Source organism: Nocardioides jiangxiensis (assembly GCF_030580915.1).
GTDB classification, from domain to species: domain Bacteria; phylum Actinomycetota; class Actinomycetes; order Propionibacteriales; family Nocardioidaceae; genus Nocardioides; species Nocardioides jiangxiensis.
The window spans coordinates 843,793-866,130 of record NZ_JAUQTA010000001.1; the positions used below are offsets into that span (position 1 = coordinate 843,793).

General features: G+C 72.5%; 20 protein-coding genes. 8 read left to right on the plus strand and 12 right to left on the minus strand.

Annotation, left to right across the window (positions count from 1 at the left end):
* Positions 1-9 precede the first annotated feature (9 nt).
* Complete coding sequence (locus tag Q5722_RS04215; protein ID WP_305026960.1) at positions 10-1,476, minus strand: cell division protein PerM; 1,467 nt, start codon at positions 1,474-1,476, stop codon at positions 10-12.
* A gap of 71 nt (positions 1,477-1,547) precedes the next feature.
* Between Q5722_RS04215 and Q5722_RS04220 the strand changes: the two genes are divergently transcribed.
* The 3 genes from Q5722_RS04220 (at position 1,548) to Q5722_RS04230 (ending at position 5,188) form a co-directional block, all read left to right on the plus strand.
* Positions 1,548-3,386, plus strand: a complete 1,839-nt coding sequence (locus Q5722_RS04220) for a SigE family RNA polymerase sigma factor (RefSeq protein WP_305026961.1) — start codon at positions 1,548-1,550, stop codon at positions 3,384-3,386.
* Between the two features lie 100 nt (positions 3,387-3,486).
* On the plus strand, positions 3,487-3,981 hold the full coding sequence (locus Q5722_RS04225) for a SigE family RNA polymerase sigma factor (protein WP_305026962.1): 495 nt from the start codon (positions 3,487-3,489) through the stop codon (positions 3,979-3,981).
* Entirely contained in the window at positions 3,974-5,188 is a 1,215-nt protein-coding gene (locus Q5722_RS04230) for a DUF4232 domain-containing protein (RefSeq protein ID WP_305026963.1), read from the plus strand. The genes Q5722_RS04225 and Q5722_RS04230 overlap by 8 nt, the downstream gene beginning before the upstream one ends.
* 269 nt (positions 5,189-5,457) lie before the next feature.
* Here Q5722_RS04230 and sucD read toward each other — a convergent pair whose 3' ends face one another.
* Both sucD and sucC read right to left on the minus strand, forming a co-directional pair.
* Complete coding sequence (gene sucD / locus Q5722_RS04235) at positions 5,458-6,372, minus strand: succinate--CoA ligase subunit alpha (protein ID WP_305026964.1); 915 nt, start codon at positions 6,370-6,372, stop codon at positions 5,458-5,460.
* Between the two features lie 20 nt (positions 6,373-6,392).
* Positions 6,393-7,559: an ADP-forming succinate--CoA ligase subunit beta gene (sucC, locus tag Q5722_RS04240; protein ID WP_305026965.1), complete on the minus strand. Its 1,167-nt coding sequence runs from the start codon at positions 7,557-7,559 to the stop codon at positions 6,393-6,395.
* A 302-nt stretch (positions 7,560-7,861) separates the two neighbouring features.
* Here sucC and Q5722_RS04245 point away from each other — a divergent pair, with 302 nt between their 5' ends.
* A complete protein-coding gene (locus tag Q5722_RS04245) occupies positions 7,862-8,740 on the plus strand; it encodes a M23 family metallopeptidase (RefSeq protein ID WP_305026966.1) in 879 nt (292 codons plus the stop codon).
* A 60-nt stretch (positions 8,741-8,800) separates the two neighbouring features.
* Here the strand turns inward: Q5722_RS04245 and Q5722_RS04250 are convergent, their stop codons facing one another.
* Both Q5722_RS04250 and pcrA read right to left on the minus strand, forming a co-directional pair.
* Complete coding sequence (locus Q5722_RS04250) at positions 8,801-9,724, minus strand: cation diffusion facilitator family transporter (RefSeq protein WP_305026967.1); 924 nt, start codon at positions 9,722-9,724, stop codon at positions 8,801-8,803.
* Between the two features lie 52 nt (positions 9,725-9,776).
* Positions 9,777-12,239, minus strand: coding sequence for a DNA helicase PcrA (pcrA, locus tag Q5722_RS04255; RefSeq protein WP_305026968.1), 2,463 nt, complete (start codon positions 12,237-12,239; stop codon positions 9,777-9,779).
* Between the two features lie 100 nt (positions 12,240-12,339).
* Between pcrA and Q5722_RS04260 the strand changes: the two genes are divergently transcribed.
* Positions 12,340-13,362 carry an LLM class flavin-dependent oxidoreductase gene (locus Q5722_RS04260; protein ID WP_305026969.1) on the plus strand — a complete coding sequence of 341 codons (1,023 nt, stop codon included), beginning with the start codon at positions 12,340-12,342 and terminating at the stop codon, positions 13,360-13,362.
* 74 nt (positions 13,363-13,436) lie between these two features.
* Here the strand turns inward: Q5722_RS04260 and Q5722_RS04265 are convergent, their stop codons facing one another.
* Entirely contained in the window at positions 13,437-13,781 is a 345-nt protein-coding gene (locus Q5722_RS04265) for a hypothetical protein (protein WP_305026970.1), read from the minus strand.
* Positions 13,782-13,822: 41 nt separating this feature from the next.
* Positions 13,823-15,253, minus strand: a complete 1,431-nt coding sequence (gene yczR, locus Q5722_RS04270) for a MocR-like transcription factor YczR (RefSeq protein WP_305026971.1) — start codon at positions 15,251-15,253, stop codon at positions 13,823-13,825.
* Between the two features lie 61 nt (positions 15,254-15,314).
* Here yczR and yczE point away from each other — a divergent pair, with 61 nt between their 5' ends.
* Entirely contained in the window at positions 15,315-16,016 is a 702-nt protein-coding gene (gene yczE / locus Q5722_RS04275; RefSeq protein ID WP_305026972.1) for a membrane protein YczE, read from the plus strand.
* Positions 16,017-16,067: 51 nt separating this feature from the next.
* On the opposite strand, the gene Q5722_RS04280 is transcribed toward yczE, so the two are convergent.
* Positions 16,068-16,706, minus strand: a complete 639-nt coding sequence (locus Q5722_RS04280) for a LuxR C-terminal-related transcriptional regulator (RefSeq protein ID WP_305026973.1) — start codon at positions 16,704-16,706, stop codon at positions 16,068-16,070.
* Positions 16,703-17,983: an ATP-binding protein gene (locus Q5722_RS04285; RefSeq protein WP_305026974.1), complete on the minus strand. Its 1,281-nt coding sequence runs from the start codon at positions 17,981-17,983 to the stop codon at positions 16,703-16,705. The genes Q5722_RS04280 and Q5722_RS04285 overlap by 4 nt, the downstream gene beginning before the upstream one ends.
* Positions 17,984-18,126: 143 nt before the next feature.
* On the opposite strand from Q5722_RS04285, the gene Q5722_RS04290 reads away from it, so the two are divergent.
* Together Q5722_RS04290 and Q5722_RS04295 are read left to right on the plus strand one after the other, a co-directional pair.
* On the plus strand, positions 18,127-19,428 hold the full coding sequence (locus Q5722_RS04290; protein ID WP_305026975.1) for a PspC domain-containing protein: 1,302 nt from the start codon (positions 18,127-18,129) through the stop codon (positions 19,426-19,428).
* Positions 19,428-19,685, plus strand: a complete 258-nt coding sequence (locus Q5722_RS04295) for a hypothetical protein (protein WP_305026976.1) — start codon at positions 19,428-19,430, stop codon at positions 19,683-19,685. Before Q5722_RS04290 ends, Q5722_RS04295 begins: the two co-directional genes overlap by 1 nt.
* A gap of 72 nt (positions 19,686-19,757) precedes the next feature.
* On the opposite strand, the gene Q5722_RS04300 is transcribed toward Q5722_RS04295, so the two are convergent.
* From Q5722_RS04300 to Q5722_RS04310, 3 genes are all read right to left on the minus strand, one after another.
* Entirely contained in the window at positions 19,758-20,489 is a 732-nt protein-coding gene (locus tag Q5722_RS04300) for a hypothetical protein (protein ID WP_305026977.1), read from the minus strand.
* Between the two features lie 5 nt (positions 20,490-20,494).
* Complete coding sequence (locus tag Q5722_RS04305) at positions 20,495-21,079, minus strand: SigE family RNA polymerase sigma factor (protein ID WP_305026978.1); 585 nt, start codon at positions 21,077-21,079, stop codon at positions 20,495-20,497.
* A gap of 65 nt (positions 21,080-21,144) precedes the next feature.
* Positions 21,145-22,269, minus strand: a complete 1,125-nt coding sequence (locus Q5722_RS04310) for a glycerophosphodiester phosphodiesterase family protein (protein ID WP_305026979.1) — start codon at positions 22,267-22,269, stop codon at positions 21,145-21,147.
* Positions 22,270-22,338 lie beyond the last annotated feature (69 nt).

A 22,338-nucleotide genomic window follows, 5' to 3' on the forward strand; every position in this document is an offset into this window, starting at 1 on the left:
GTGCGGAGTTTATCCGCGATCGGTGTCCTCTCCCGCCACGGTCTCGTCGCTCCCCCTGCGCCGGAGCAGGCGACCGAGCAGAGGGACGGTCGCCTCGGCGTCAGCCGCACCGGCTCCGTCCGCTGCGGCAGCGCCCGTGACGACGACGGTCGGCTCGTCGTCGGAGCTCCCGGACGACGACCTGACGACGACGGTCTCCTCGCGGTCCTGGTCGACGGGGCCCGGGACGACGACGACCGGCGGCGGGTTGCGGCGGGTCAGCCAGGTGGCGAGCAGGCCGCCGACGAGGCCCCCGATCCCGAACGAGACGATCGCGTGGAAGAAGCTCGAGGCGACCAGCGGACCGACGTCAGTCATCCGGCCCGGGCCCACCGCACCACCCGCGAGGGCGGCCAGGATGGCGAAGAGGACAGCCGCGAGGACGCCGGCCGACAGGCCGCGCACCGCGCCGATGTCCCAGTCGGTCGTCGGCCGACGGTGCCGGCCGCCGACCACGACGGCCGCTGCCAGGATCGGCGGCAGCGCGATCAGGAACGGCGTCCAGAACGGCGTCGGACCGTTGTCCGGCAGCGCGGCGAGCAGCGGGAACATCGGCACCGGTCCGAGCGCGACGACGGTCGGCGAGACCAGCGTGCCCGTGCCGACCGTGAAGCCGGGACCCAGCAGGTACGCACCGGCGCACGCCACGGCGTTGGGCACCACGAGGAGGCTGAGCGTCACGTAGACGACACCGCCCCCGAGGTTGGTGCCGAGCTGGGAGAGGACGTTGAGGGCGGCCGCGCCGTCCAGGAGCAGGGCGGCCAGGAAGACGACGGTCGCGAGGACGAGGTACCAGCCGAGGATCCGCAGGGCACCGACGAGGGTTTCGCGCACCGACTCCGGCACCGCCCCGAGCCAGACCGCGGCACGGCCCGATCCGACCGCGATCCCCGTGCCGCCCACCCCCGCGGCGAGCACGATGCACCAGAGCAGGACCGCGGGCAGGGAGGGCCGTGTGGAGAGGGAGCCCGCCACGACGGCGACGACGATCCCGACCACGACGTAGGAGGCCGTGAAGATCGCGACCCCCGCCGGGACGGTCAGGTCGCGCTCGCCGTCCGACAGCGCGTACGCGTCGGGACCGTGGCTGGAGAGCCGCTCCCCCGTGCGCAGCCCGGCCCGCGCCACGGCGTACCCGACGAGCGCGGTGAGGCCCAGCGGGAGCGCGGTGATCGCGGCCCCCTGGACGTGGATGCTGGAACCGTGCGCCATCAGCCAGGCGAGCGCGCCGACGCGGAGGGCGTCACGCGGTGCCCCGTGGGCCCCTCCGTCGGTGAGGAACCAGCCGACCAGGGCCACCGCCATCAGGGCCGACAGCGGCAGGGCGGCGGCGAGCACGCCGCCACGCACGGCCAGCAGTGCCAGGGAACGCTGCTGCTCACCCCCGCTCTCGGGCGGCGACGGGTGATAGGCGGAGAAGCGGATGCGGCTCGACATGACGGGGCTCATCCTCCCCGGTCGCGCCAACCAGGGGGACGAGGACGCGCCGGGGTAGGTTGGTCCGCGCCATGCGAGATCCGGGACAGTTCGACGCGTTCTACGCCGCCGCGCGCCAGCGCCTGCTGCTCCAGGCGTTCGCGCTCACCGGCGACCTCGCGGCCGCCAAGCGCTCGGTCCGCGACGGCTTCGTCGCCGCGTGGCACCACTGGCACAAGGTCGCCCGCCAGGAGGACCCCGAGGCGTGGGTGCGCCCGCTCACCTGGCAGCACGCGCAGCGCCGGCACACGGCCCACTTCTGGCACCGCGAGGGATCTCTCGCCCCGGAGCACCGCGCGACCCTCGACGCGCTCGACGAGCTGACGTCGGTCCAGCGCCGTGCGCTGCTGCTGCACCTGCTCGCCGGACTGGAGAGCGACGACTTCTGCCACGAGGTCGGCCTGACCCAGGCGAGCGCGCGGCGCCAGCTCCGCCTCGCGACCGCCCAGTTCGCGATCCACCGCGACATCGAGCCCGACGAGGTCGGAGCGACCCTCCTGGCTCTCGGCGACCCGCTCGAGGCGATCCGGCTCCCCCGCGCCTCGATCATCCGACGCAGCGGCACCGCACGCCGCCGTGCGCACACCTCGGTCGCCGTCGCGGCGGTCAGCGTCGCCGTCGCCGGTCTCGGCCTCGCCGTCAGCCACGACGCGACCGCCGTCGCCAGCATCGGCGGCCCCCGCGGGACCGCCGTCGTCGACACCGGCCCCGGTGCCCCCACCACGACCGCACACCTCGACCCGGCCGACCTCCTCGGTGGCAGCCAGGTCGCCCACCTCGCCGCCCAGCCGCTCTCGGAGACCAGCACCGGCAACAACACCGACGGCACGGGGCTCAACGTCCCCTGCCAGGCGCGCCGCTTCGCGGACCCCAAGGCCATGGCTGCCCTCGTGCGCCACTTCTCGACGCCGGTGGACCCGAAGAAGGGCAAGCCGACCGGGCTGGTGCAGGTCGTCGAGCGCTCGGCCGACGCGAAGGCTGCCGCCACGGCGTACGACGCGACCCTCGGCTGGTTCTCCGACTGTGCCGGCACCCGCATGCAGCTGCTCGCTGCCTACCAGCTCGCGGGTGCGGGCGACGAGGCCGCGCTGCTGGTGGTGCGCGACTGGGCGTCGCCGGTCACGACGTGGACCATCGGCGTCGCCCGCACGGGCTCCCTGGTGACCACGCTCGCCCGCGACGTGGCCGACGACCACGGTCCCGACCTCCCGCCGTTCGTGAGCACGGTGGGCGTGGCCGTCGACCGGCTCTGCACGGCCGACGGCGGCACCACCTGCGCGACGACGCCGCGGAAGACGCTCGGCGCACCACCGCCGGGGCCGTCAGCGCGGGGCATGCTCCAGGCTGTCGACCTTCCGCACCTCACGGGCATCTCGCTGCCGTGGGTCGGCACCTCGCCGACGAAGGCGACGACCAACCCCGCCGCCACCACGTGCGACCACGCCGACTTCTCCGGGTCCGACGTCACCTCGTCGCAGACCCGCACCTTCCTGGTGCCCCAGGCCAAGCTGCCGACCCAGTTCGGGCTCAGCGAGACAGTCGGACGCTTCCGGTCCGATGCGAAGGCCGATGCCTTCGTCTCCGGCATCGAGAAGAAGATGAAGTCCTGCGAGGACCGCAACCTCACCGCGACCGTCGAGGAGTTCCGGCACCAGCCCGCGGGCCCGCTCGGCGAGACCCACGCCTGGCGCCTCTCGATCGACGTCTCCGACAGCCGCACGATCGACTTCTGGGTCGCCGTCGTCCGGCGGGGACCGGTGGTCGCCCAGGTCGGGTTCGTGCCGGTCGACAAGGCCCGGATCGACCAGGCCGACTTCCAGGCCCTCGTCGAGCGCGCCCTCGCACGGCTGGAGAACCTTCCCCCAGCCTGACGCGTGCCGCAGGATGGATCCGGGATGCAACCGGATGGCTCCTCCGCGCGTATCCCCGATGACAGCCTGGTGATGCAGGCTCAGGACCAGGGAGCAGTCGATGGACGAACGCGAGTTCGACGAGTTCTACACGGCCTCGTTCGCACGCCTCGTCGGCCATCTGTACGCCCTGATCGGCAACCGGGACGAGGCGCAGGAGTGCGTCCAGGAGGCGTTCGTGCGCGCCTGGCAGCACCGCCGCACGCTCGAGCGGGCCGACCACCCCGAGGCGTGGGTCCGCACGACGGCCTACCGGCTCGCCGTGAGTCGCTGGCGGCGCGTGAAGCTGGGCCGCAGGCCAGCCGACCGGGCCGTCTCGCCGCCGGCGTGGACCGAGCCCTCCGACGAGTCCCGGGTCGCCCTCGTCGAGGCTCTCCGACAGCTCCCCGCGGCGCAGCGCCAGGCGCTCGTGCTGCACCACCTCTGCGACCTGCCGGTGCAGGCCGTCGCCCGGGAGACCGGCGTTCCCGAGGGCACGGTCAAGGCCCGCCTCTCGCGCGGTCGCGCCGCCCTCGCCACCCTGCTCTCCCCCGACTCCGGAGCCACCCATGTCTGACCGCGACCCCCTCGACCAGCTCGCCCGCTTCGGCAGCGGCGGGCCCGTCAGCCCCCTCCCGCCCGCCGAGGTACGCCGGCTCGGAGACCGCCGCCGCGCCCGTCGTACGGCGCTGACCGGTGTCGCGGGGGCCGTGGCGGTCCTCGCCGTCGTCGTCCCGGCCGGGCTCCACGCGCTGCGCGATGCCGGGCCGGCCCCGACGCCCCCGACCTCGTCCGGCACCGCGGCGGCGTCGATCCCCGACGACTTCCCGCTCGGCCTGGGTGCGCAGGACTACGGCAGCGACGGGCACGTCGAGGGTCCCGGCCGTGATGTCGCCGGCCCCACCCCGACCCCGTGCGACGCCGACCCTCTCGGCTCCTCCCCGAGCACGGACCGGCTCGGCTTCGCCAACATCGCGGTCGAGTTCGAGGACTACCGCCACCTCAGTCTCTACGAGGACGAGCAGGCCGCGCGGGAGGTGATGCAGGCCGCGCGGGACGCCGTCGCGGCGTGTCCCACCGAGGCCTTCGACAGCATGACGCTCACCTGGTGGAGCCGCACCGCCGACACCGGCTACGAGTCACAGACCTTCAGCCAGGGGGTCCGCAACGCGATCGGCGGGACGACGTACCAGCTCACGCGTGTCGGCCGCGCCGTGCTGACAGTGGCCTTCAGCGGCGAGGGCGTCGCCGCACCCCGCGAGCTCACCGCGATCACCCGGCAGATCGCACCGCACATGTGCGTCTTCACCGCCGGAGGCTGCGACGCGTCGGGGGCCAGCACGACGGCGACTCCCACGGCGACGACGCCGGACTGCCTCCGTGCGGACCTGAGCGTCAGCACCGTCCCCCTCGACTCGGCTGCGGGGAGCGCCTACGCCGAGGTCCGCTTCACCAACACCTCCGGGCACCCGTGCGCGCTCCACGGCACGACGACGCTGCGGGCAGTCACCGCGATCGGGCTCGGCCCCGGCGGCAACACGGCCACCACCGAGGCGTTCACGCTCCCACCGGGCACGTACGCCGCCGCCACCGTGCGGGACACCAACCCCGACAACTTCCCCGCCGCGGAGTGCACGCCGTCGACCGTCGTCGCGTGGCGGATCACCATCCCGGGCAGCGGCGACACCACCGACGTCGACCCGGCCGGCCACGACACCGCGTGCACCGAGATCGGCAACGTGTCGATCGATCCGTGGCGACTCGTGGCGGACGGCGGCACGTGAGCGGCGCGCGGGGCCGGACGCCGGGCCGCCCCGGCTGATGCCACTCGGAGGGCCGCGGACGACTGCGCGGATGTCCGGTCCCTGGCCGTACCTGCGCGGAGCGACACGTCGACGTGTCACGACGTCGGAGCCCCCCGCGGGGATCACGGAACGTGACGCGCGTCAACGTGTCGGTTCCTGCAGGCCGGCCGGACGACGCGGCGGCGTACCACGAGATGGCGAAGGCCCCCGGGCGAACCCGGGGGCCTTCGTGGTTCCAGGACCGTGGATCAGGCCTTGGGCTCGATGCCCAGGCCGACCAGGATCTCGCGCGCCAGGGCAGCGGTCGCGGACGGCGTCTTGCCGACCTTGACGCCGACGGCCTCGAGGGCCTCCTGCTTGGCGGCAGCGGTGCCCGCGGAGCCCGAGACGATGGCGCCGGCGTGGCCCATGGTCTTGCCCTCCGGGGCGGTGAAGCCAGCGACGTAGCCGACGACCGGCTTCGTGATGTTGGCCTTGATGTAGTCCGCGGCACGCTCCTCGGCGTCACCACCGATCTCACCGATCATGACGATCAGCTTGGTGTCGGGGTCCTCCTCGAACGCCTGGAGGGCGTCGATGTGGGTGGTGCCGACGATCGGGTCGCCGCCGATGCCGATGGCGGTCGTGAAGCCGAAGTCCTTCAGCTCGTACATCATCTGGTAGGTCAGCGTGCCCGACTTGGAGACGAGACCGACCGGGCCGGAGCCGGTGATGGTGTGCGGCGTGATGCCGGCCAGGGAGACCTCCGGCGTGATGATGCCGGGGCAGTTCGGGCCGATCATGCGCGTCTTCTTGCCCTGCAGGTACGACCAGACCTCGGCCGTGTCCTGGACCGGGACGCCCTCGGTGATGACCACGATGAGCGGCATCTCGGCGTCGATGGCCTCGATGGCGGCGGCCTTGGTGAAGGCCGGCGGCACGAAGAGGACGGACACGTTGGCGCCGGTCTCCTTCATGGCCTCCGCGACGGTGCCGAAGACCGGCAGCTCGACGTCGTTGCCGTCCTTGTCCTTGTGGGACACGGTGGTGCCGGCCTTGCGGGCGTTGACGCCACCGACGATCTCGGCGCCCGAGTCGAGCATGAGGGCGGTGTGCTTGGCACCCATGCCGCCCGTGATGCCCTGGACGATGATCTTGCTGTCAGCGTTGAGGTAGATGCTCATTGTTCTTCTGAATCCCTATCTCAGGCGTTCGCCAGCTCGGCGGCCTTGTCGGCCGCGCCATCCATGGTGTCGACGAGCGTCACCAGCGGGTGGTTGAGCTCGGTGAGGATCTGACGACCCAGCTCGACGTTGTTGCCGTCGAGGCGGACGACGAGCGGCTTGGTGGCCTTGTCGCCGAGGAGCTCGAGCGCGCCCTTGATGCCGTTGGCGACCTCGTCACACGCGGTGATGCCACCGAAGACGTTGACGAAGACCGACTTGACCTGCTCGTCGTTGAGGATGACGTCGAGGCCGTTGGCCATGACCTGCGCGTTGGCGCCGCCACCGATGTCGAGGAAGTTGGCCGGCTTCACGCCGCCGTGGTTCTCGCCGGCGTAGGCGACGACGTCGAGGGTGCTCATGACGAGACCCGCGCCGTTGCCGATGATGCCGACCTGGCCGTCGAGCTTGACGTAGTTGAGGCCGAGCTCCTTGGCCTTCGCCTCGAGCGGGTCGGCCTCTTCCTTGATCTCGAAGGCCTCGTGCTCCGGGTGGCGGACCTCGGAGGCGTTGTCGTCGAGCGACACCTTGCCGTCGAGGGCCTCGAGCTTGTCGCCCTCGAGGCGGGCCAGCGGGTTGACCTCGACCAGGGTGGCGTCCTCCTCGACGAAGACCTTGTACAGGTTCTCGATCATGGTGACGGCCTGCTCGAAGACGGCCTCCGGGAAGCCGGCCTCGGTCGCGATCTCGCGCGCCTTGGCGGCGTCGACGCCCGCACCGGGGTCGATGGCGATCTTCTTGACGGCGTCGGGGTTGGTCTTCGCGACCTCCTCGATCTCGACACCACCCTCGACCGACGCGATGCAGAGGTACTGGCGGTTCGACCGGTCCAGCAGGAACGAGAAGTAGTACTCCTCCTGCGGCGGGGTCGCCGGGGTGACCAGGACGCGGTTGACCGGCAGGTCCTTGATGGTCAGGTTGAGGATGTTGGTGGCGTGCTCGAACGCCTCATCCGGGGTCTTGGCGATCTTGACGCCGCCCGCCTTGCCGCGGCCACCGGCCTTGACCTGAGCCTTGATGACGGTCACGCCACCCAGCTCCTCGGCCGCCTTGCGCGCGTCCTCAGCGGTCTCGACGACCACACCGAGGGTGGTGGTCACGCCGTGCTTGGCGAAGAGTTCCTTCGCCTGGTACTCCATCAGGTCCACGATCTACCCAGTCCTTGTGTGTGTATGACTCCGGGGATTCCTTCGAGGCACAGTAGACCCGCACGACCGCAGCGCACCATGTGGGCCGGGCACTGGACGCTCAACGTGGGGGATCCCACACCGGCTCTCACGACCTCACGTTGTACGCCGGTTCCCCGCGGGCCCACCGTTCACGAACGCACAATCGGCGAGTCGAACTCTCCGATTTCTGTCCACATGACCAGTCCGAGGATTGGGCGACGGGTCCTGTCGTCACCTACAGTCGTCCCCACTGTCTCGTTCCCGAACAGAGGATTTCACCGATGGGCGACCACCGAGCACCTCGCGGTGCGCGCGTTGCGCAGCGCAGTGATCGAGTCACCACCGAGTACGCAGGCGCGGGCAAGCGCCGCGCCGCCACGCACGCCGCTCCCCGTGGCCCGCTGGTCAGCGGACTCCCCTCTGCTCCGGTCCTCCTCGGCGTCGCCGCCCTCTCCGTCTCCGCAACGGGTGCGGTGAGCGCTGCTGCCGCCGACGCCAGCCAGGTCACCCACGACGCAGCCCCCGCACGCTTCGCCGCCCCGGCCAACGCCCTCGGTGGCGAGAGCGTCGTCTCCGACTCCTCGCTCGAGGCCGAGCGTGCCGAGCTCGTCTCGCGTGACTCCGCCCGTGACGCGCTCGCCGACGCGTCGTCGCAGAAGCTGACCGACGCCGCCGAGGCGCAGGCCGCCCAGCGCAGCAGCGAGCTCGACAAGCTCGCGAGCGCCGCACAGAAGCGTGCCAACGAGCTCGAGGCCGACCGCTGGATCCTCCCGGTGGCTCCCGGGTCCTACCGGATCACCGAGGGCTTCGGAGACGGCGTCTCCTGGCGCGGCTACGCGCACACGGGCCTCGACTTCGCGCTGCCGAGCGGCTCGCCCGTCTTCGCGGTGGCCAACGGCACCGTCTTCGCCGCGCAGTACGCCGGCGGCTGCGGCTACATGGTCGAGATCCGCCTCGACGACGGCACCGAGATCAAGTACTGCCACAACTCCTCGCTGGCCACCACGGTCGGCGCGAAGGTGCGGGTCGGCGACGTCATCGCCTACTCGGGCTCCACCGGCCACTCGACCGGTCCCCACGTGCACCTCGAGGTGCACCCCGGCGGCGGCGACCCGGTCGACCCGTACGCCGCGCTGGTCGCCCACGGCGCCAAGCCGTAAGCCCCCGCAGCGCCGGCCGCCACCGCACGCGCACGATCCCGTGCGGCTCCGACCCCTGGGTCAGTGCATGCCGTGCTCGGTCGCGGCGTGGTGCCGCGGCTCGATCTGGAACGTCGAGTGCTCCACGTCGAAGCGCTGCTGCAGCCGCGACTGGACCTCTTCGAGCAGCTCCCCCGCGTGTCCGTCGCGGAAGCATCCGTCCTCGACAACCAGGTGTGCGGTGAGCGCCGGCAGGTCCGAGGTGATCGTCCAGGCGTGCAGGTCGTGGACCTCCACGATGTGCTCGACCTCGAGCAGGCAGGACCGGACCGCGTCGAGGTCGACGTGCTCGGGCGCCCCCTCCAGCAGGACCCTGCCCGACTGCTTCAGCAGCCCCCAGGCGGCATGGAGCATGAGCCCGACCACCACCAGCGTCGCGATGGTGTCGGCGGGGGTCCAGCCGGTCCAGAGGATCACGAGGCCCGCAACGGCCGTGCCGATGAAGCCGTAGAGGTCGGTGAGGATGTGCTGGTAGGCGCCCTCGACGTTGAGGCTGGAGCGGTTGGCCCTTGCGAGCAGCCAGACGGCCAGCACGTTGACGGCACACCCGGCCAGCGCCACCACGAGCACCGGGCCGCCGGCCACCTCGGGCGGGTCGACGAGGCGGCGTACCGCCTCCACGGCGAGCATCCCGGCGACCACGAGGAGCGTGATGCCGTTGATCGCCGCCGTGAGGATCTCGGCACGCTTGAAGCCGTAGGTCCACACCACGGAGGCGGGCCGGGCGGCGAGCCGCATCGCCCACAGCGCGGCCGCGATGGCGCCGACGTCGGAGAGCATGTGGGCGGCGTCCGAGAGAAGGGCGAGGGACCCCGAGGCCAGCGCCACGGCGACCTCACCGACCATGAACGTCGCCAGCAGGGCCATCGAGGCCCACAGGAGTCGCCGGTCTGCGTCGGCCGAGACGCCGTGCTGGTGGCCTGCGTGGTCATGGTCTCCGCTCATGGCATGAGCCTAGGACCGCACACCAGCCCGACCCCTGCCTCGCGGTGTCGGACTAGAGCTTCTCGACCGGGGCGTAGCGCAGGAGCAGCCGCTTCACACCGTCGCTGCCGAAGTCGATGGACGCAACGGCCTTCTCGGCGGCCCCCTCGACGCTCACGACGGTGCCGAGGCCGAACGAGTCGTGCGTGACCCGGTCACCCGGGGCGAGCGACGGGATCGGGCGGGACTGCTTCGCCTTCGCGGCCGCGTCGAGCCGGAGGGCTGCCGACCCGAAGGCCCGGCGGCCACGGTCCGTGGTCGACGCTCCGAACGAGCTGCCCGAGCCGGTCGCCGAGCCCCACGAGCCCCCGCCGTCGTCGTAGGACGGACGGCGCCAGGAGGTCATCGCCGACTCGGTGCGCTTCCAGTCGACCAGGGTCGCCGGGAGCTCGTCGAGGAAGCGGGAGGCCGGGTTGTGCGCCGGCGCGCCCCACGCCGAGCGCTGCACCGCGCGCGAGATGTGGAGCCGCTCGCGGGCACGGGTCAGGCCGACGTAGGCGAGGCGGCGCTCCTCCTCCAGCTCGGGGAGGTCGCCGAGCGCCCGCATGTGCGGGAAGACGCCGTCCTCCATGCCGGTCAGGAAGACGACCGGGAACTCCAGCCCCTTCGCCGTGTGGAGCGTCATCAGCGTGACGACACCCCGCTCCTCCGCCTCGGGCGACTCGGGGATCTGGTCGGAGTCGGCGACCAGCGCGACGCGCTCGAGGAAGTCGCCGAGGCCGGGCGAGACGATGCCGGCGTCGACGTCGGCGGGATCGGCCGACGGCCCGGCCTGCGGGTCGTCGCTGAACTCGCGTGCGACGGCGACGAGCTCGGCGAGGTTCTCCACACGGGTCTCGTCCTGCGGGTCGTCGGACGCCTCGAGCTCGGCAAGCATGCCCGAGCGGGTCAGCACCGTCTCGAGGATGACGTCGGCGCGCTCGTTGGCCGCGACCATCGACTGCAGCTCCTGGACCATGTCGGTGAAGCCGCGGATCGCGTTGAGCGAGCGGGTCGCGATGCCGTCGGCCCGCTGCGCGTCGAGCAGGGCCTCCCAGAAGGTGATCCGCTCGCGCTCGGCGTACGCCGACACGCAGGCCTCGGCCCGGTCGCCGATGCCCCGCTTGGGCGTGTTGAGCACGCGCCGCAGCGAGATCTCGTCGGCGGGGTTGGCCAGCATGCGCAGGTAGGCCAGCGCGTCGCGGACCTCCTTGCGCTCGTAGAAGCGGACGCCGCCCACGACCTTGTAGGGCATGCCGTGGCGGATGAAGATCTCCTCGAACACACGGCTCTGCGCGTTGGTCCGGTAGAAGACGGCGACGTCGCCCGGCTTGTAGTCGCCGGTGTCGACGAGGCTGTCGATCTCGCGGGAGACGAAGCGGGCCTCGTCGTGCTCGTCGTCGGCGACGTAGCCGACGACCTTCTCCCCCATGCCCGCGTCGCTCCACAGCCGCTTGGGCTTGCGGCCCTTGTTGTTGCTGATGACCGCGTTGGCCGCCTCGAGGATGGTCTGGGTCGAGCGGTAGTTCTGCTCGAGCAGGATCGTCGTCGCGTCGGGGAAGTCCTGCTCGAAGTCGAGGATGTTGCGGATGTTGGCGCCGCGGAAGGCGTAGATCGACTGGTCCGCGTCGCCGACGACCATCAGCTCGGCAGGCTCGATGCGCTCGCCGCCGCTGGTGCCCTCGTCCATCGGGTCGGCGCAGAGCTGGTGGATCAGCGCGTACTGGGCGTGGTTGGTGTCCTGGTACTCGTCGACGAGCACGTGGCGGAACCGGCGCCGGTAGACCTCGCGGACGTCGGGGAACGCCTGGAACAGGTGCACCGTCGTCATCAGCAGGTCGTCGAAGTCCAGCGCGTTCGCCTCGCGCAGGCGCCGCTGGTAGTTCGTGTACGCCGAGGCGTAGGCCCGCTCGAAGTCGTTGCTGGCGTCCTTCGCGGCGTCGTCGGGGTCCTTCAGCTCGTTCTTCTGGTTGCTCACCCAGGCCAGCACGGCGCGCGGCTGGAACTTCTTCGGGTCCAGCTCGAGGTCGTTGCAGACCAGCTGCATGAGCCGCTTCTGGTCCGAGGCGTCGTAGATCGAGAAGTTGCTCTTGAACCCGAGACGGTCGGACTCCTTGCGCAGGATCCGGACGCACGCCGAGTGGAAGGTCGACACCCACATGACCCGCGCGCGCTTGCCGATGAGCTCCTCGACGCGCTCCTTCATCTCGGCGGCAGCCTTGTTGGTGAAGGTGATCGCCAGGATCGACCCCGGGTGCGCCTTGCGCTCCTGGACCAGCCAGGCGATCCGGCGGGTCAGGACGCGGGTCTTGCCGGACCCCGCTCCCGCGACGACCAGCAGCGGCGGGCCGGCGTGGACGACGGCCGCACGCTGCGGTTCGTTGAGCCCCTCGAGCAGCGCCTCACGCGAGGGCGCGCGCGTGGGCGCGCCGCCGCCGGCGGCCTCGAGGCCCGGGATCGGAAAGGCGGTCTGACCGGGGATGGGAAACGCGTTCATGCTGCGCCCAGCCTACGGTCCGGGACCGACAGTCCCGACCTCCACGCCTGCTCGCGCCGGTGGGCGGGAATGACGGCCACCGCGATATAGTTGACGTGTCATGAAGAAGATCGGGTTCCTGTCCTTCGGCCACTGGACGCCGTCGCCGCAGTCGCAGACGCGCTCGGCGAAGGACTTCCTGCACCAGTCCATCGACCTCGCCCAGGCGGTCGAGGAGCTCGGGGCCGACGGCGCCTACTTCCGGGTGCACCACTTCGCCCGCCAGGCCGGTACGCCGTTCCCGCTGCTGGCGGCGATCGGCGCACGGACCAGCCGGATCGAGATCGGCACGGGCGTGATCGACATGCGCTACGAGAACCCGCTCTACAGCGCCGAGGCCGCCGCGGCGACCGACCTGATCGCCGGAGAGCGGCTCCAGCTCGGCATCTCCCGGGGCAGCCCGGAGCAGGTCATCGACGGCTGGCGCTACTTCGGCTACGCACCGGCCGAGGGCGAGGACGAGGCGGCGATGGCGCGACGGCACACCGAGGTCTTCCTCGAGATGCTCACGGGCCAGGGCTTCGCCCAGCCCAACCCCCGCCCGATGTTCGCCAACCCGCCGGGCCTGCTGCCGCTCGAGCCGCAGTCCCCCACGCTGCGCGACCGCATCTGGTGGGGCGCCGGCTCGGACGCGACCGCCCGCTGGGCCGCCGAGAAGGGCATGAACCTGATGAGCTCCACGCTCAAGGACGACGAGACCGGCGAGCCGCTGCACGTGCAGCAGCGCAAGCAGATCGAGACCTTCCGCGAGGCATGGGCGGCCGCCGGCCACACGCGCACCCCGCGGGTCTCGGTGAGCCGGTCCATCTTCCCGATCATCGACGAGCGCGACCGTGCCTACTTCGGTCACGACCGCAACTCCCGCGACCAGTTCGGCAACATCGACGAGAAGACGCGCGCCGTCTTCGGCCGCTCGTACGCCGACGTGCCCGAGCGCCTCGTCGAGGAGCTCGCGAAGGACGAGGCGATCGCGGCCGCCGACACCCTGCTGGTGACGATCCCGAACCAGCTCGGCGTCGACTACAACGCCCACGTGGTGGAGTCGATCCTCACCCACGTGGCGCCGGAGCTCGGCTGGCGCTGACACCCGGCAACACACGAGGGCCCCGCATCCGACCGATGCGGGGCCCTCGTCGTACCGGTGAAGGGGTGCGTGCCTCAGCGCCAGAGCACGGCGACGCAGACGTTGGCCACGACCAGGCCGGTGACCAGCCAGTAGAGGCCGTCGCTCAGGCCCTTGCGGCGGCGCGCCTCGAGAAGGCCGACCACCACCAGGGCGACGACCAGCTTCACGGCGAGCTTGGCGTTGGAGACGTCGGCATCGTCATCGGCCGAGACGAGGCCGGCGAGCGCGAGGCCGGCCACGAAGACGATCCGGGCGCCCCAGATCGTCGAGGTGTGGATCGCCTTCTGCGCCGCCTTGGCCTGGCCGAGGAGGCCGCCGAGCAGGGCCGCGAAGGCGACGAGGTGAACGACCAGGATGAGGTGACGCACGAAGTCCATGGTCGGATCCTACGGCGCCAGAACCGCGCCGCGGCACCGGGCTAGACGACCCTGACCCGGCCGGCCTGTGGTGCGCTCACGCCGTCCGCGACGGCCTCCCACGACGCCGCGAGCACGTCGACCGCGGCACGCAGCTCGTCCGCGGGCCTGGTCCACGGCAGCCGGATGAAGCGCTCCAGCCCACCCTCGACGGCAAACGCGGAACCGGGAGCGATCGAGGCGCCCTGTCGCTCCGCCTCACCCGCGAGCACCGTCGCGACGGGCGCCGGAAGCTCCACCCACAGGCAGAGCCCACCCGCCGGAACCCGGAAGCGCCACTCCGGCAGCCGGCCGCGCAGCGCCTCGACCAGCGCGTCGCGCTGCGTGCGGAGGCGGTCGCGCTGCACCGACGCGATCGGCTCGGGGTCGGCCAGCACGCGCGCGAGGACCAGCTGCTCGACGAGCGGTGCACCCAGGTCGAGGCCGAGCCGAGCCGACGTGAGCTGCTCGATCCGCTCCCGCGGCGCGCGGATCCAGCCCAGCCGGAGGCCGCCCCAGAACTGCTTGCTCGCCGAGCCCACCGCGATCGCATCGGGCAGGAAGGACGCGAACGGAGGCGGCATCTCCACCGCGTCGAGCGCGAGGGCCTGGTGGGCCTCGTCGACGATCGCGACGACCCGGTTGCGGCGCAACGCGGCGGCGTACTCCTCGCGCTCGTCGGCGGCCATCACGTGGCCGGTCGGGTTCTGGAAGTCGGCCAGGACGAACGCCGCTCGCGGCGCCGCCTGCCGGACGGTCGCCACCATGCCGGGCACGTCGAAGCCCGCGGCATCGACCGGCGACGTGACGAGCCGAGCACCACGGCTGGTGAGCGCACTCGTCGCGTTGGGGTACACCGGGCTGTCGACGAGCAGACGGTCTCCGGGCGAGGTGAGCGCCTGCGCGGCGATCGCGGTCGCGGAGAGCGCACCGGCCGTGACGAGCACCTGGTCCGGCTCCGTGGGCAGTCCGCGCGCGGCGTACGTCGCGGCGACCTGCTCCTGCAGGGCGGGGAGCCCAGCCGGGAAGTAGCCGTGCCCGCCGAGGTACGCCGGCAGCTCCGCCACCGCCGCCTCGTAGTGCGCCGCGAGCCCGGTCGGAGCACCACCCGCCGCACAGTTGAGGTCGATCAGCTCGGTGGTGCCGGGCAGCGGCGCGAGTCCGCGGTCCAGCGTGGCCCGCCGGCCGCCGGGCAGCCGGGTGAAGGTGCCGGAGCCGGTCCTGGCCTCGGCGAAGCCCCGCTCCCGCAGGTCGGCATACGCGCGGGTCACGGTCGTCCGGCTGACGTCGAGGGCGACGGTGAGGTCGCGCTCGCTGGGCAGGCGCGCCCCGAGCGGGATCCGGCCCTCGCCGATGAGCAGGCGCAGGGCGTCGGAGAGGCCCGCGTAGGCGGGGCTGCGGTCGAAGCCGTCGACCAGCGTGGCTATGCGACCCGCCGTCATCACTGCGCTCATGCAGTCCACTATCCCCAGATTGGCTATTTTCTACAAGGCCGATTGGTCGGATGGTGGAGTCATGACCGCGATCGTCCCCTCCGTGGCTCCCGCGCCCACCACCGCGCCGGGCCGGCAGCTCGCCTCCCTCACCCCGGGCGAGCAGCTCCGCGCGGGCCGGCTCCCGCGCCGGCTGCTCCAGCTCGCTGTCGGCCTCTGGCTGTACGGCGCCTCCATGGCGATGGTGATCCGCGGCGCGCTCGGCCTCGACCCGTGGGACGTCTTCCACGCGGGCGTCATGACCCACGTCGGGCTCACGTTCGGCGAGGTCGTGATCGTCGTGGGCTTCCTGGTGCTCCTGCTCTGGATCCCGCTGCGCCAGATGCCCGGCCTCGGCACGCTCGCCAACGTGGTCCTGATCGGCGTGGCGACCGACGCCACGCTCGCGGTGATCAGCGCTCCCGGCGGCCTGCTCGCCCGTGGTGCGCTCCTCGTCGGCGGCGTCGTCCTCAACGGACTGGCCGGCGCGCTCTACATCGGCGCCCAGCTCGGCCCCGGACCGCGTGACGGGCTGATGACCGGCATGGCCCGGCGTACCGGTCGCTCGATCCGGCTGGTGCGCACCTCGCTGGAGGTGACGGTGCTCGTCGTCGGCTTCCTGCTCGGCGGGCAGGTCGGCCTCGGCACGGTCCTGTACGCCGTCGGCATCGGGCCGCTGGTCCAGCTGTTCCTGCCGTGGACGATCGTCGAGCTCGCGCCGCGCAGCGCGTCCCGGCCCGCCTGAACGCCCGACCCCGGGCCCACGACCCAGCGCCCCGCCCACGAGCGGAGCGGGTCAGAGCAGGCGGCGGTCGGAGGCCCAGCGGGTCAGCTCGTGCCGACTCGAGAGCTGGAGCTTCCGGAGAACCGCCGACATGTGCGTCTCGACGGTCTTGACCGAGATGAAGAGCTCACCGGCGACCTCCTTGTAGGAGTAGCCGCGCGCGATCAGGCGCATCACCTCGCGCTCACGCTCGGTCAGCCGGTCGAGATCCTCGTCGACGGCCGCGACCTCGATCGTCCCGGCGAAGGCGTCGAGCACGAAGCCGGCCAGGCGCGGCGAGAAGACCGCATCGCCTCCGGCCACCCGGACGATGGCGTCGGCCAGCTCCGGACCGGTGATCGTCTTGGTGACGTAGCCGCGCGCGCCCGCCCGGATGGTGCCGATGACGTCCTCCGCTGCGTCGCTCACCGACAGGGCGAGGAAGCGGGTGGACGAAGGGCCGGTCCGGCGCATCACCTCCGCGCCGCCCCCGCCGGGCAGGTGGACGTCGAGGAGCACCACCTCCGGCTGGTGCGCGGCCACCGCGGCCACCGCCGTGTCGACGTCCTCGGCCTCCGCGACCACCTCGACGAGCGGCGAGGCCGAGAGCTCCGCGCGCACACCGGCGCGGAACATGGCGTGGTCGTCGACGATCAGCACGCGGGTGCTCATGACTTGTCCTCCAACGGCATGGTCAGCACCACCTCGGTGCCCTCCCCCGGACGCGAGCTGATGCGGGCGGTACCGCCGTGTCGCTCCATCCGGTCCTGGATCGATCCTCGTACGCCGTGGCGGTCCGGCGCCACCGCGTCGAGGTCGAAGCCGCGGCCACGGTCCTTGACGAAGACCTCGAGCCGCGTCGCGGAGGCCTCGGCGTAGACGTCGACGCGGGGTGCCCCGGAGTGACGGGCCGCGTTGACGACCGCCTCCCGGGTGGCCAGCAGGACCGGCTGCGTGCAGTCGTCGAGGACGAGGTCACCGACGGTGACGACCTCGACGGTCACGTTGTGGTCGGCCTCCACGTCGGCGGCGAGCGTCGCCAGTGCGGCCGACAGCGAGCCCGAGGGCCCGGCGTCCTCGAAGAGCCACGACCGCAGGTCGCGCTCCTGGGCACGGGCCAGACGCGCGACCTGGGCGGGGTCCGCGGAGTTCTTCTGGATCAGCGCGAGCGTCTGCAGCACCGAGTCGTGCAGGTGGGCGGCCACGTCGGCACGCTCCTGCGACCGCACCCGCTGGGCCCGCTCCTCGCCGAGGTCGTGGAGCAGCCGCAGCAGCCACGGGCCGGCGACCAGGACCACCCCGGCCAGGCCGAGGGCCGTCGCGACGAGCACATCGACGGCCAGCGAGATCCGCCCCGACCGGAGCGCGAAGAGCACGAGCGCCGTGACCAGCATCAGGACGCCGATGACCAGCCGTGACCACGCCGCCCAGCCGCCGTCGCCGACGAGGGCACGCACCGGGTCGATCCGGCCGGTGCTGTCCCGCCAGCGCTCCCTGCTCGACTCGTCCGCCTGGCGCCAGATCAGCGCCACACCGCCCAGGCCCAGCACGAGTACCCAGAGCACGAGCCCCGTGCCGAACACCAGCTGGGCGATGAAGAGCGCACCGACCGCCAAGGCGGCGAGGGCCACGGCCGGGCCGATGTCGGCGAGACCGCGCCGCGTCGTACGCCGGCCGGCGCGCTCCGCAGCGGCCAGCCCGGGCGCGGGCTCCTCGGCGGCGAGGGTGGGCAGCCACAGCCAGAGCGCGGCGTACGCGAGGACGCCCGCACCGTTGGCGGCCGTGAGTGCGACGAAGGCGACCCGGACCCAGGCCACCGGCCACCCGAGGTGCGTGGCGAGCCCTGCCGCGACGCCGCCGAGGTAGCCCGCCTCGGGCTCGCGGAACGCCCGCCGCGGCTGGTACGCCGGAGCGGGACCGGTGGGCGGTGCGGGGGCTGCGGAACTCATGGTGTGGCCATCGTGGCACGTGGCTGCGGCGCGCGGGATCGGGATCGCCCCCGACCCGACCCCGAGACGCAGGAAGCCACCCCGACGCAGGTTCAGGGTCGTCCCCGATGGCCCGGCGCGCCGGGAGGCGGAAGGCTGGGGCCATGGACGAGAACATCACTCCCCCGGCGGGCGACACCCCGCCGCCCCCTCCGCCGGGCGGCCACGAGCACGCCGGCGACCAGCCCGGAGACGGCCCGACCGGCCCGCGCGTCTCCGGCGCCGACATCCGCGACGTGACCCGCCTGCTGCGCAGCACCAGCGACCGCCACGTCGCCGGCGTCGCCGGCGGACTGGCACGCCACCTCGACATCGACCCGATCCTCGTGCGCGTCGGCTTCGTCGTCCTCACCATCTTCGGCGGCGCGGGCCTCTTCCTCTACGGCGCGCTGTGGATCCTTCTTCCCGACGACAGCGCCGGTGACCGGGCGATGGTCGACCTCGACCCGCGCAACCGCTCGCTGGCCGTGCTGGTCGTGGGCGCGCTGGCGGCCGTCGGCTTCCTCGGGAACGTGCTCGGCTTCGGTGGCGACCACGACGGCGTCTTCTTCCCCGCCATCCCGCTCCTGGTGGTCGCCGGCATCGCGTTCGTCGTGATCCGCAAGCGGGAGTGGCGCCGCCAGATGCGCATGACCGGATCCGGCACGGACCCGGCGTGGACCTACGCCGCCGCGCCCGAGGCGCCGACGACGCTGCACGAGGACGCACGCCGCAACCCCGAGAAGTACCGCGACATGCGCGCCTGGACGATGCAGGGCGACTGGCAGTCCGGCTACCGCTGGGTGCGCGACCCGCGCAAGAAGGGCCCGCTCCTCTTCTGGATCGCGCTTCCGCTGATCGCCGTGGCCCTGGGCATCCTCGGCGTCGTCGACCTCGGCGGCACGGACGTCATCCCGGCGGCGTACCCCGCACTCGCCCTGGCCATCGTGGCCGCCCTGCTGCTCCTCGGCTCGTTCTGGGGCCGCGCGGGTGGCCTGATCTTCCTCGGCCTGCTGCTGATCCCGGTGACGCTGGTGAGCACCGTCGCCCACACGTGGGATGGCCGGGACATCACCTATGCACCGACGAGCCTCACCGCCCTCAGCGACCACGGTTACAGCTACCACGAGGACACCGGCCGCCTGGTGCTCGACCTGACCCGGGTCGCGGACCCGGCATCGCTCGAGGGCCACGTGGTCGAGGCGGACCTGGCCGTCGGCGAGATCGAGGTGATCGTCCCGGACGACATCAACGTCCGGGCCACCGCCAAGGTCAACGGTCCCGGCGGGTTCCAGGTCTTCGGCCAGGACGGCGGTGGCATCCAGACCTCCAACACCGCTGGCATCGGCGTCGACACGGACGACGCGCACACGCTGCGCATCCGTGCCGAGGTCAACGTCGGCCACATCATCGTGAGGAGCAACTGATGAACGAGAAGACGACGGTGATCCCGCCGCTCCCCGACGAGGCACCCGAGCCCGCTCAGCGCGGCGGCCGCCACCCGGTCAACATCGGCCACCTCGTGATGGGCCTCGCCTTCGCCGGCCTCCTGACGGTCTGGGCGCTCTACGTGAGCGACACCGTGCCGCAGGACGACCTGCGCTGGCTGCTCCCGGTGCCGTGGCTGGTCGGCGGTGGCGCCGGCCTGGTCGCAGCCGTGCTCACGCAGCGCAAGCGACTCTGACGCACACCCGCGTCACACGACACGACGCCCCGGGACCCACGAGGTCCCGGGGCGTCGCTGCGTCCGCAGAGGTCAGTCGCCCGCGATGAAGTACATCCAGGTGCCGTCGGCACGGATCCCCACGCGCCAGCCGTAGTACATCTGCATCTCCTCGTACGACGCGAGGTCCGCGGGCTTGACGAAGGTCTCCAGCTCGCTCCGCTCGCTCGGGGTCAGCGACTGCCACCTCGCACGCACCGAGAGTGCCGGCCAGCCGACGTAGCCCTGGTTGCCGCCCTCCTTGGTCCCCTGACCCGGCGTCGTCGCCATCACCTTCAGCAGCGTGCCCAGCTCGCCCTTCCCCTCGCGCTCCCAGCGGCGCAGGTTGGTGATGCCGCCGTGCAGCCCGTAGCTGGTCGTGGCGTCGGCGCCGAGCGCCTCGAGGGCACTCAGGTCGCAGGCAGCGGCGGCGTCGACGATCTGCTGCCAGGTCCTCGCGACCGCCGGAGGCAGCCCGTCGGGCCGCGTCGGCTTCGCGACCCCGATCGACGAGCAGGTCGTGCCGGGTGTCGACGGCGTCGGCTCGACGCTCGTCGGCGCGGGGCCCACCGGGGGCGCCTCCGAGGCGCTGCGCAGCCCGCCCAGCCCGATCGCCGCAGGCACGACGAGTGCGACCACCGCGGCGCCCGCGACCGCCCCTCCGGCGATCCGGCGACGCCGGATCGACCGGGCCCGCGCCCGCACAGCGCCGAGGTCCGCCGGCGTGACCGGCACGCCCGACGCGCGCCCCTCGAGCGCCGCCGTCAGCTGCTGTTCCAGGTCCATGTCCATCACTGCTCCCCGTCCCCGGGCCGGGCCGGTCCTTCGTGGCTGTCAGGTCGTTCGAGGGCCGCGGGCACGCGGCTGCGCAGCGAGGCGAGGGCCCGGCTGCACTGCGACTTCACGGTGCCCACCGAGATCCCCATGACCTGCGCGATCTCGGCCTCGGTGAGCTGCTCGTAGTAGCGCAGCACCACGACGGCACGGGCACGCGGCGCGAGCTCGCCGACGAACGCCCACAGCGCCGCCGCGGTGCCGTCGTCGTACGCCGGATCGATGGACGCATCGGGCAGCCGGTCGACCGGAAGCTCCCTGCGCCGCCAGGCCCGGCGCCACAGCGAGGTCACCTCGTTGGTGAGGATCCGTCGCGTGTAGCTGTGCACGGCGTCGTGCGCGCTGACCTTGTCCCAGGCCAGGTAGAGCTTCGCGAGCGTCGTCTGCACGACGTCCTCGGCGGTCGCCAGGTCACCCGTCATCAGGTACGCCGTGCGCAGCAGCGCCGCGCGCCGCGCCTCGACGTACGCCGAGAAGTCGTCGTCGCGCTGCCGTGGCACGGCGGACGGGTCGTCGAGCATCGGGGCTCCCCACTTCGTCATGCACCAGGGACGCAGCGCAGGGCGGAATGGTTGCCATCATGGCGCCGCGGAGCGCCCGGGGCCTGTCAGCGCGCGGTGCGCAGGCGGCGTCGCTGCCCCGGAGTCGGCGGTGAGGAGGGCAGCCCACGGACGGATGCGAGGTGATCGGCGCGGGCGGCCAGGACGAGGTCGGGGTTGTCGGTGATCAGCCCGTCGACGCCGGCCTCGAGCAGGAGCCGCGCCTCCGTCGCGAGGTCGCCGTGGTGGCCCGGCCGCTCGTCGGAGCGCAGCTCGAGGGGCAGCCACCGGTTCTCGACGCGCAGCGTCCAGACGTGCACGGTCAGCCAGGCGCGGTGCGCGTCGTCCACGACGGCGCCGATGCCGCTGGTGCGGCCCTCGGTGTCGCGCTCGAGCACCAGCTCCTTGTGCACCCCGACACCCTGCGCGTACTCCCGGATCCCCGAGAGGCCGGCCGGCGTCAACAGGTCGGCGTACCGGATCTTCTCGCCGGCAGCCGCGAGGTCCGCCGGACGGCCCTTGCGGTCGAGCAGCTGGATGATCCCGACGCTGGACCGGGCCGCGACCTGGCGCAGCACCGTCGGCTCGAAGCACATCACCATGACCCGTGACCGGTCGTGGTCGACACCGTGGTCACGGAGGGTCGTGAGGAGAGGCGCCACGACGTCGAGGCCGCGCGCCGCGTAGTACGCCGCGTGCTTGAGCTCGATGAGCACGCCGATGGTGCGCTGCAGCAGCCGGGACTCGAGCGCCACCAGCGTCAGCACCTCGTCCAGGCTCGGGACCGCCAGCTGGCCGTGGAAAGCGGTGTTGGCGCGGCGCACCTTGCGGAAGCGCTCCCGCGCTCGCAGCGTCCGCAGCTCCTCGAAGGTGAAGTCCTCGACGAACCAGTCGTCGTGCTCCTCGCCGTCGACGACCCGCGTCGTACGCCGGTCGGCGAACTCGGGGTGGTCGGCGACGTCGGTGGTCGCGAAGAGCGTCGCGTCGTGACGGGCCACCAGGACTCCGTCCTTGGTCGGGACGACGTCGAGCTCGATGTCGTCCGCGCCCATGCGGATCGCGAGCCGGTAGGCGTCGAGCGTGTGCTCGGGCCGCTGGCCGCTCGCGCCACGGTGGCCGACGACCGCCGGCGTCGGGACCAGGCTCCGTCCCAGCGCCGCGGCGGGCACCGGGGAGATCTCCGGGTTGCTCACGCTCCCTTGATCCCACGGCCGGGCGAACCCGGGGTGACGCGCAGATGTCGGGCGGACGTTCGGACCCGC

Excerpts from the sequence above, each read along its gene's own strand:
- Q5722_RS04215 (WP_305026960.1), bottom strand. The coding sequence starts at position 1,476 with ATGTCGAGCCGCATCCGCTTCTCCGCCTATCACCCGTCGCCGCCCGAG.
- Q5722_RS04220 (WP_305026961.1), top strand. The coding sequence starts at position 1,548 with ATGCGAGATCCGGGACAGTTCGACGCGTTCTACGCCGCCGCGCGCCAG.
- Q5722_RS04225 (WP_305026962.1), top strand. The coding sequence starts at position 3,487 with ATGGACGAACGCGAGTTCGACGAGTTCTACACGGCCTCGTTCGCACGC.
- Q5722_RS04230 (WP_305026963.1), top strand. The coding sequence starts at position 3,974 with ATGTCTGACCGCGACCCCCTCGACCAGCTCGCCCGCTTCGGCAGCGGC.
- sucD (WP_305026964.1), bottom strand. The coding sequence starts at position 6,372 with ATGAGCATCTACCTCAACGCTGACAGCAAGATCATCGTCCAGGGCATC.
- Q5722_RS04245 (WP_305026966.1), top strand. The coding sequence starts at position 7,862 with ATGGGCGACCACCGAGCACCTCGCGGTGCGCGCGTTGCGCAGCGCAGT.
- Q5722_RS04250 (WP_305026967.1), bottom strand. The coding sequence starts at position 9,724 with ATGAGCGGAGACCATGACCACGCAGGCCACCAGCACGGCGTCTCGGCC.
- pcrA (WP_305026968.1), bottom strand. The coding sequence starts at position 12,239 with ATGAACGCGTTTCCCATCCCCGGTCAGACCGCCTTTCCGATCCCGGGC.
- Q5722_RS04260 (WP_305026969.1), top strand. The coding sequence starts at position 12,340 with ATGAAGAAGATCGGGTTCCTGTCCTTCGGCCACTGGACGCCGTCGCCG.
- Q5722_RS04265 (WP_305026970.1), bottom strand. The coding sequence starts at position 13,781 with ATGGACTTCGTGCGTCACCTCATCCTGGTCGTTCACCTCGTCGCCTTC.
- yczR (WP_305026971.1), bottom strand. The coding sequence starts at position 15,253 with ATGAGCGCAGTGATGACGGCGGGTCGCATAGCCACGCTGGTCGACGGC.
- yczE (WP_305026972.1), top strand. The coding sequence starts at position 15,315 with ATGACCGCGATCGTCCCCTCCGTGGCTCCCGCGCCCACCACCGCGCCG.
- Q5722_RS04280 (WP_305026973.1), bottom strand. The coding sequence starts at position 16,706 with ATGAGCACCCGCGTGCTGATCGTCGACGACCACGCCATGTTCCGCGCC.
- Q5722_RS04285 (WP_305026974.1), bottom strand. The coding sequence starts at position 17,983 with ATGAGTTCCGCAGCCCCCGCACCGCCCACCGGTCCCGCTCCGGCGTAC.
- Q5722_RS04290 (WP_305026975.1), top strand. The coding sequence starts at position 18,127 with ATGGACGAGAACATCACTCCCCCGGCGGGCGACACCCCGCCGCCCCCT.
- Q5722_RS04295 (WP_305026976.1), top strand. The coding sequence starts at position 19,428 with ATGAACGAGAAGACGACGGTGATCCCGCCGCTCCCCGACGAGGCACCC.
- Q5722_RS04300 (WP_305026977.1), bottom strand. The coding sequence starts at position 20,489 with ATGGACCTGGAACAGCAGCTGACGGCGGCGCTCGAGGGGCGCGCGTCG.
- Q5722_RS04305 (WP_305026978.1), bottom strand. The coding sequence starts at position 21,079 with ATGACGAAGTGGGGAGCCCCGATGCTCGACGACCCGTCCGCCGTGCCA.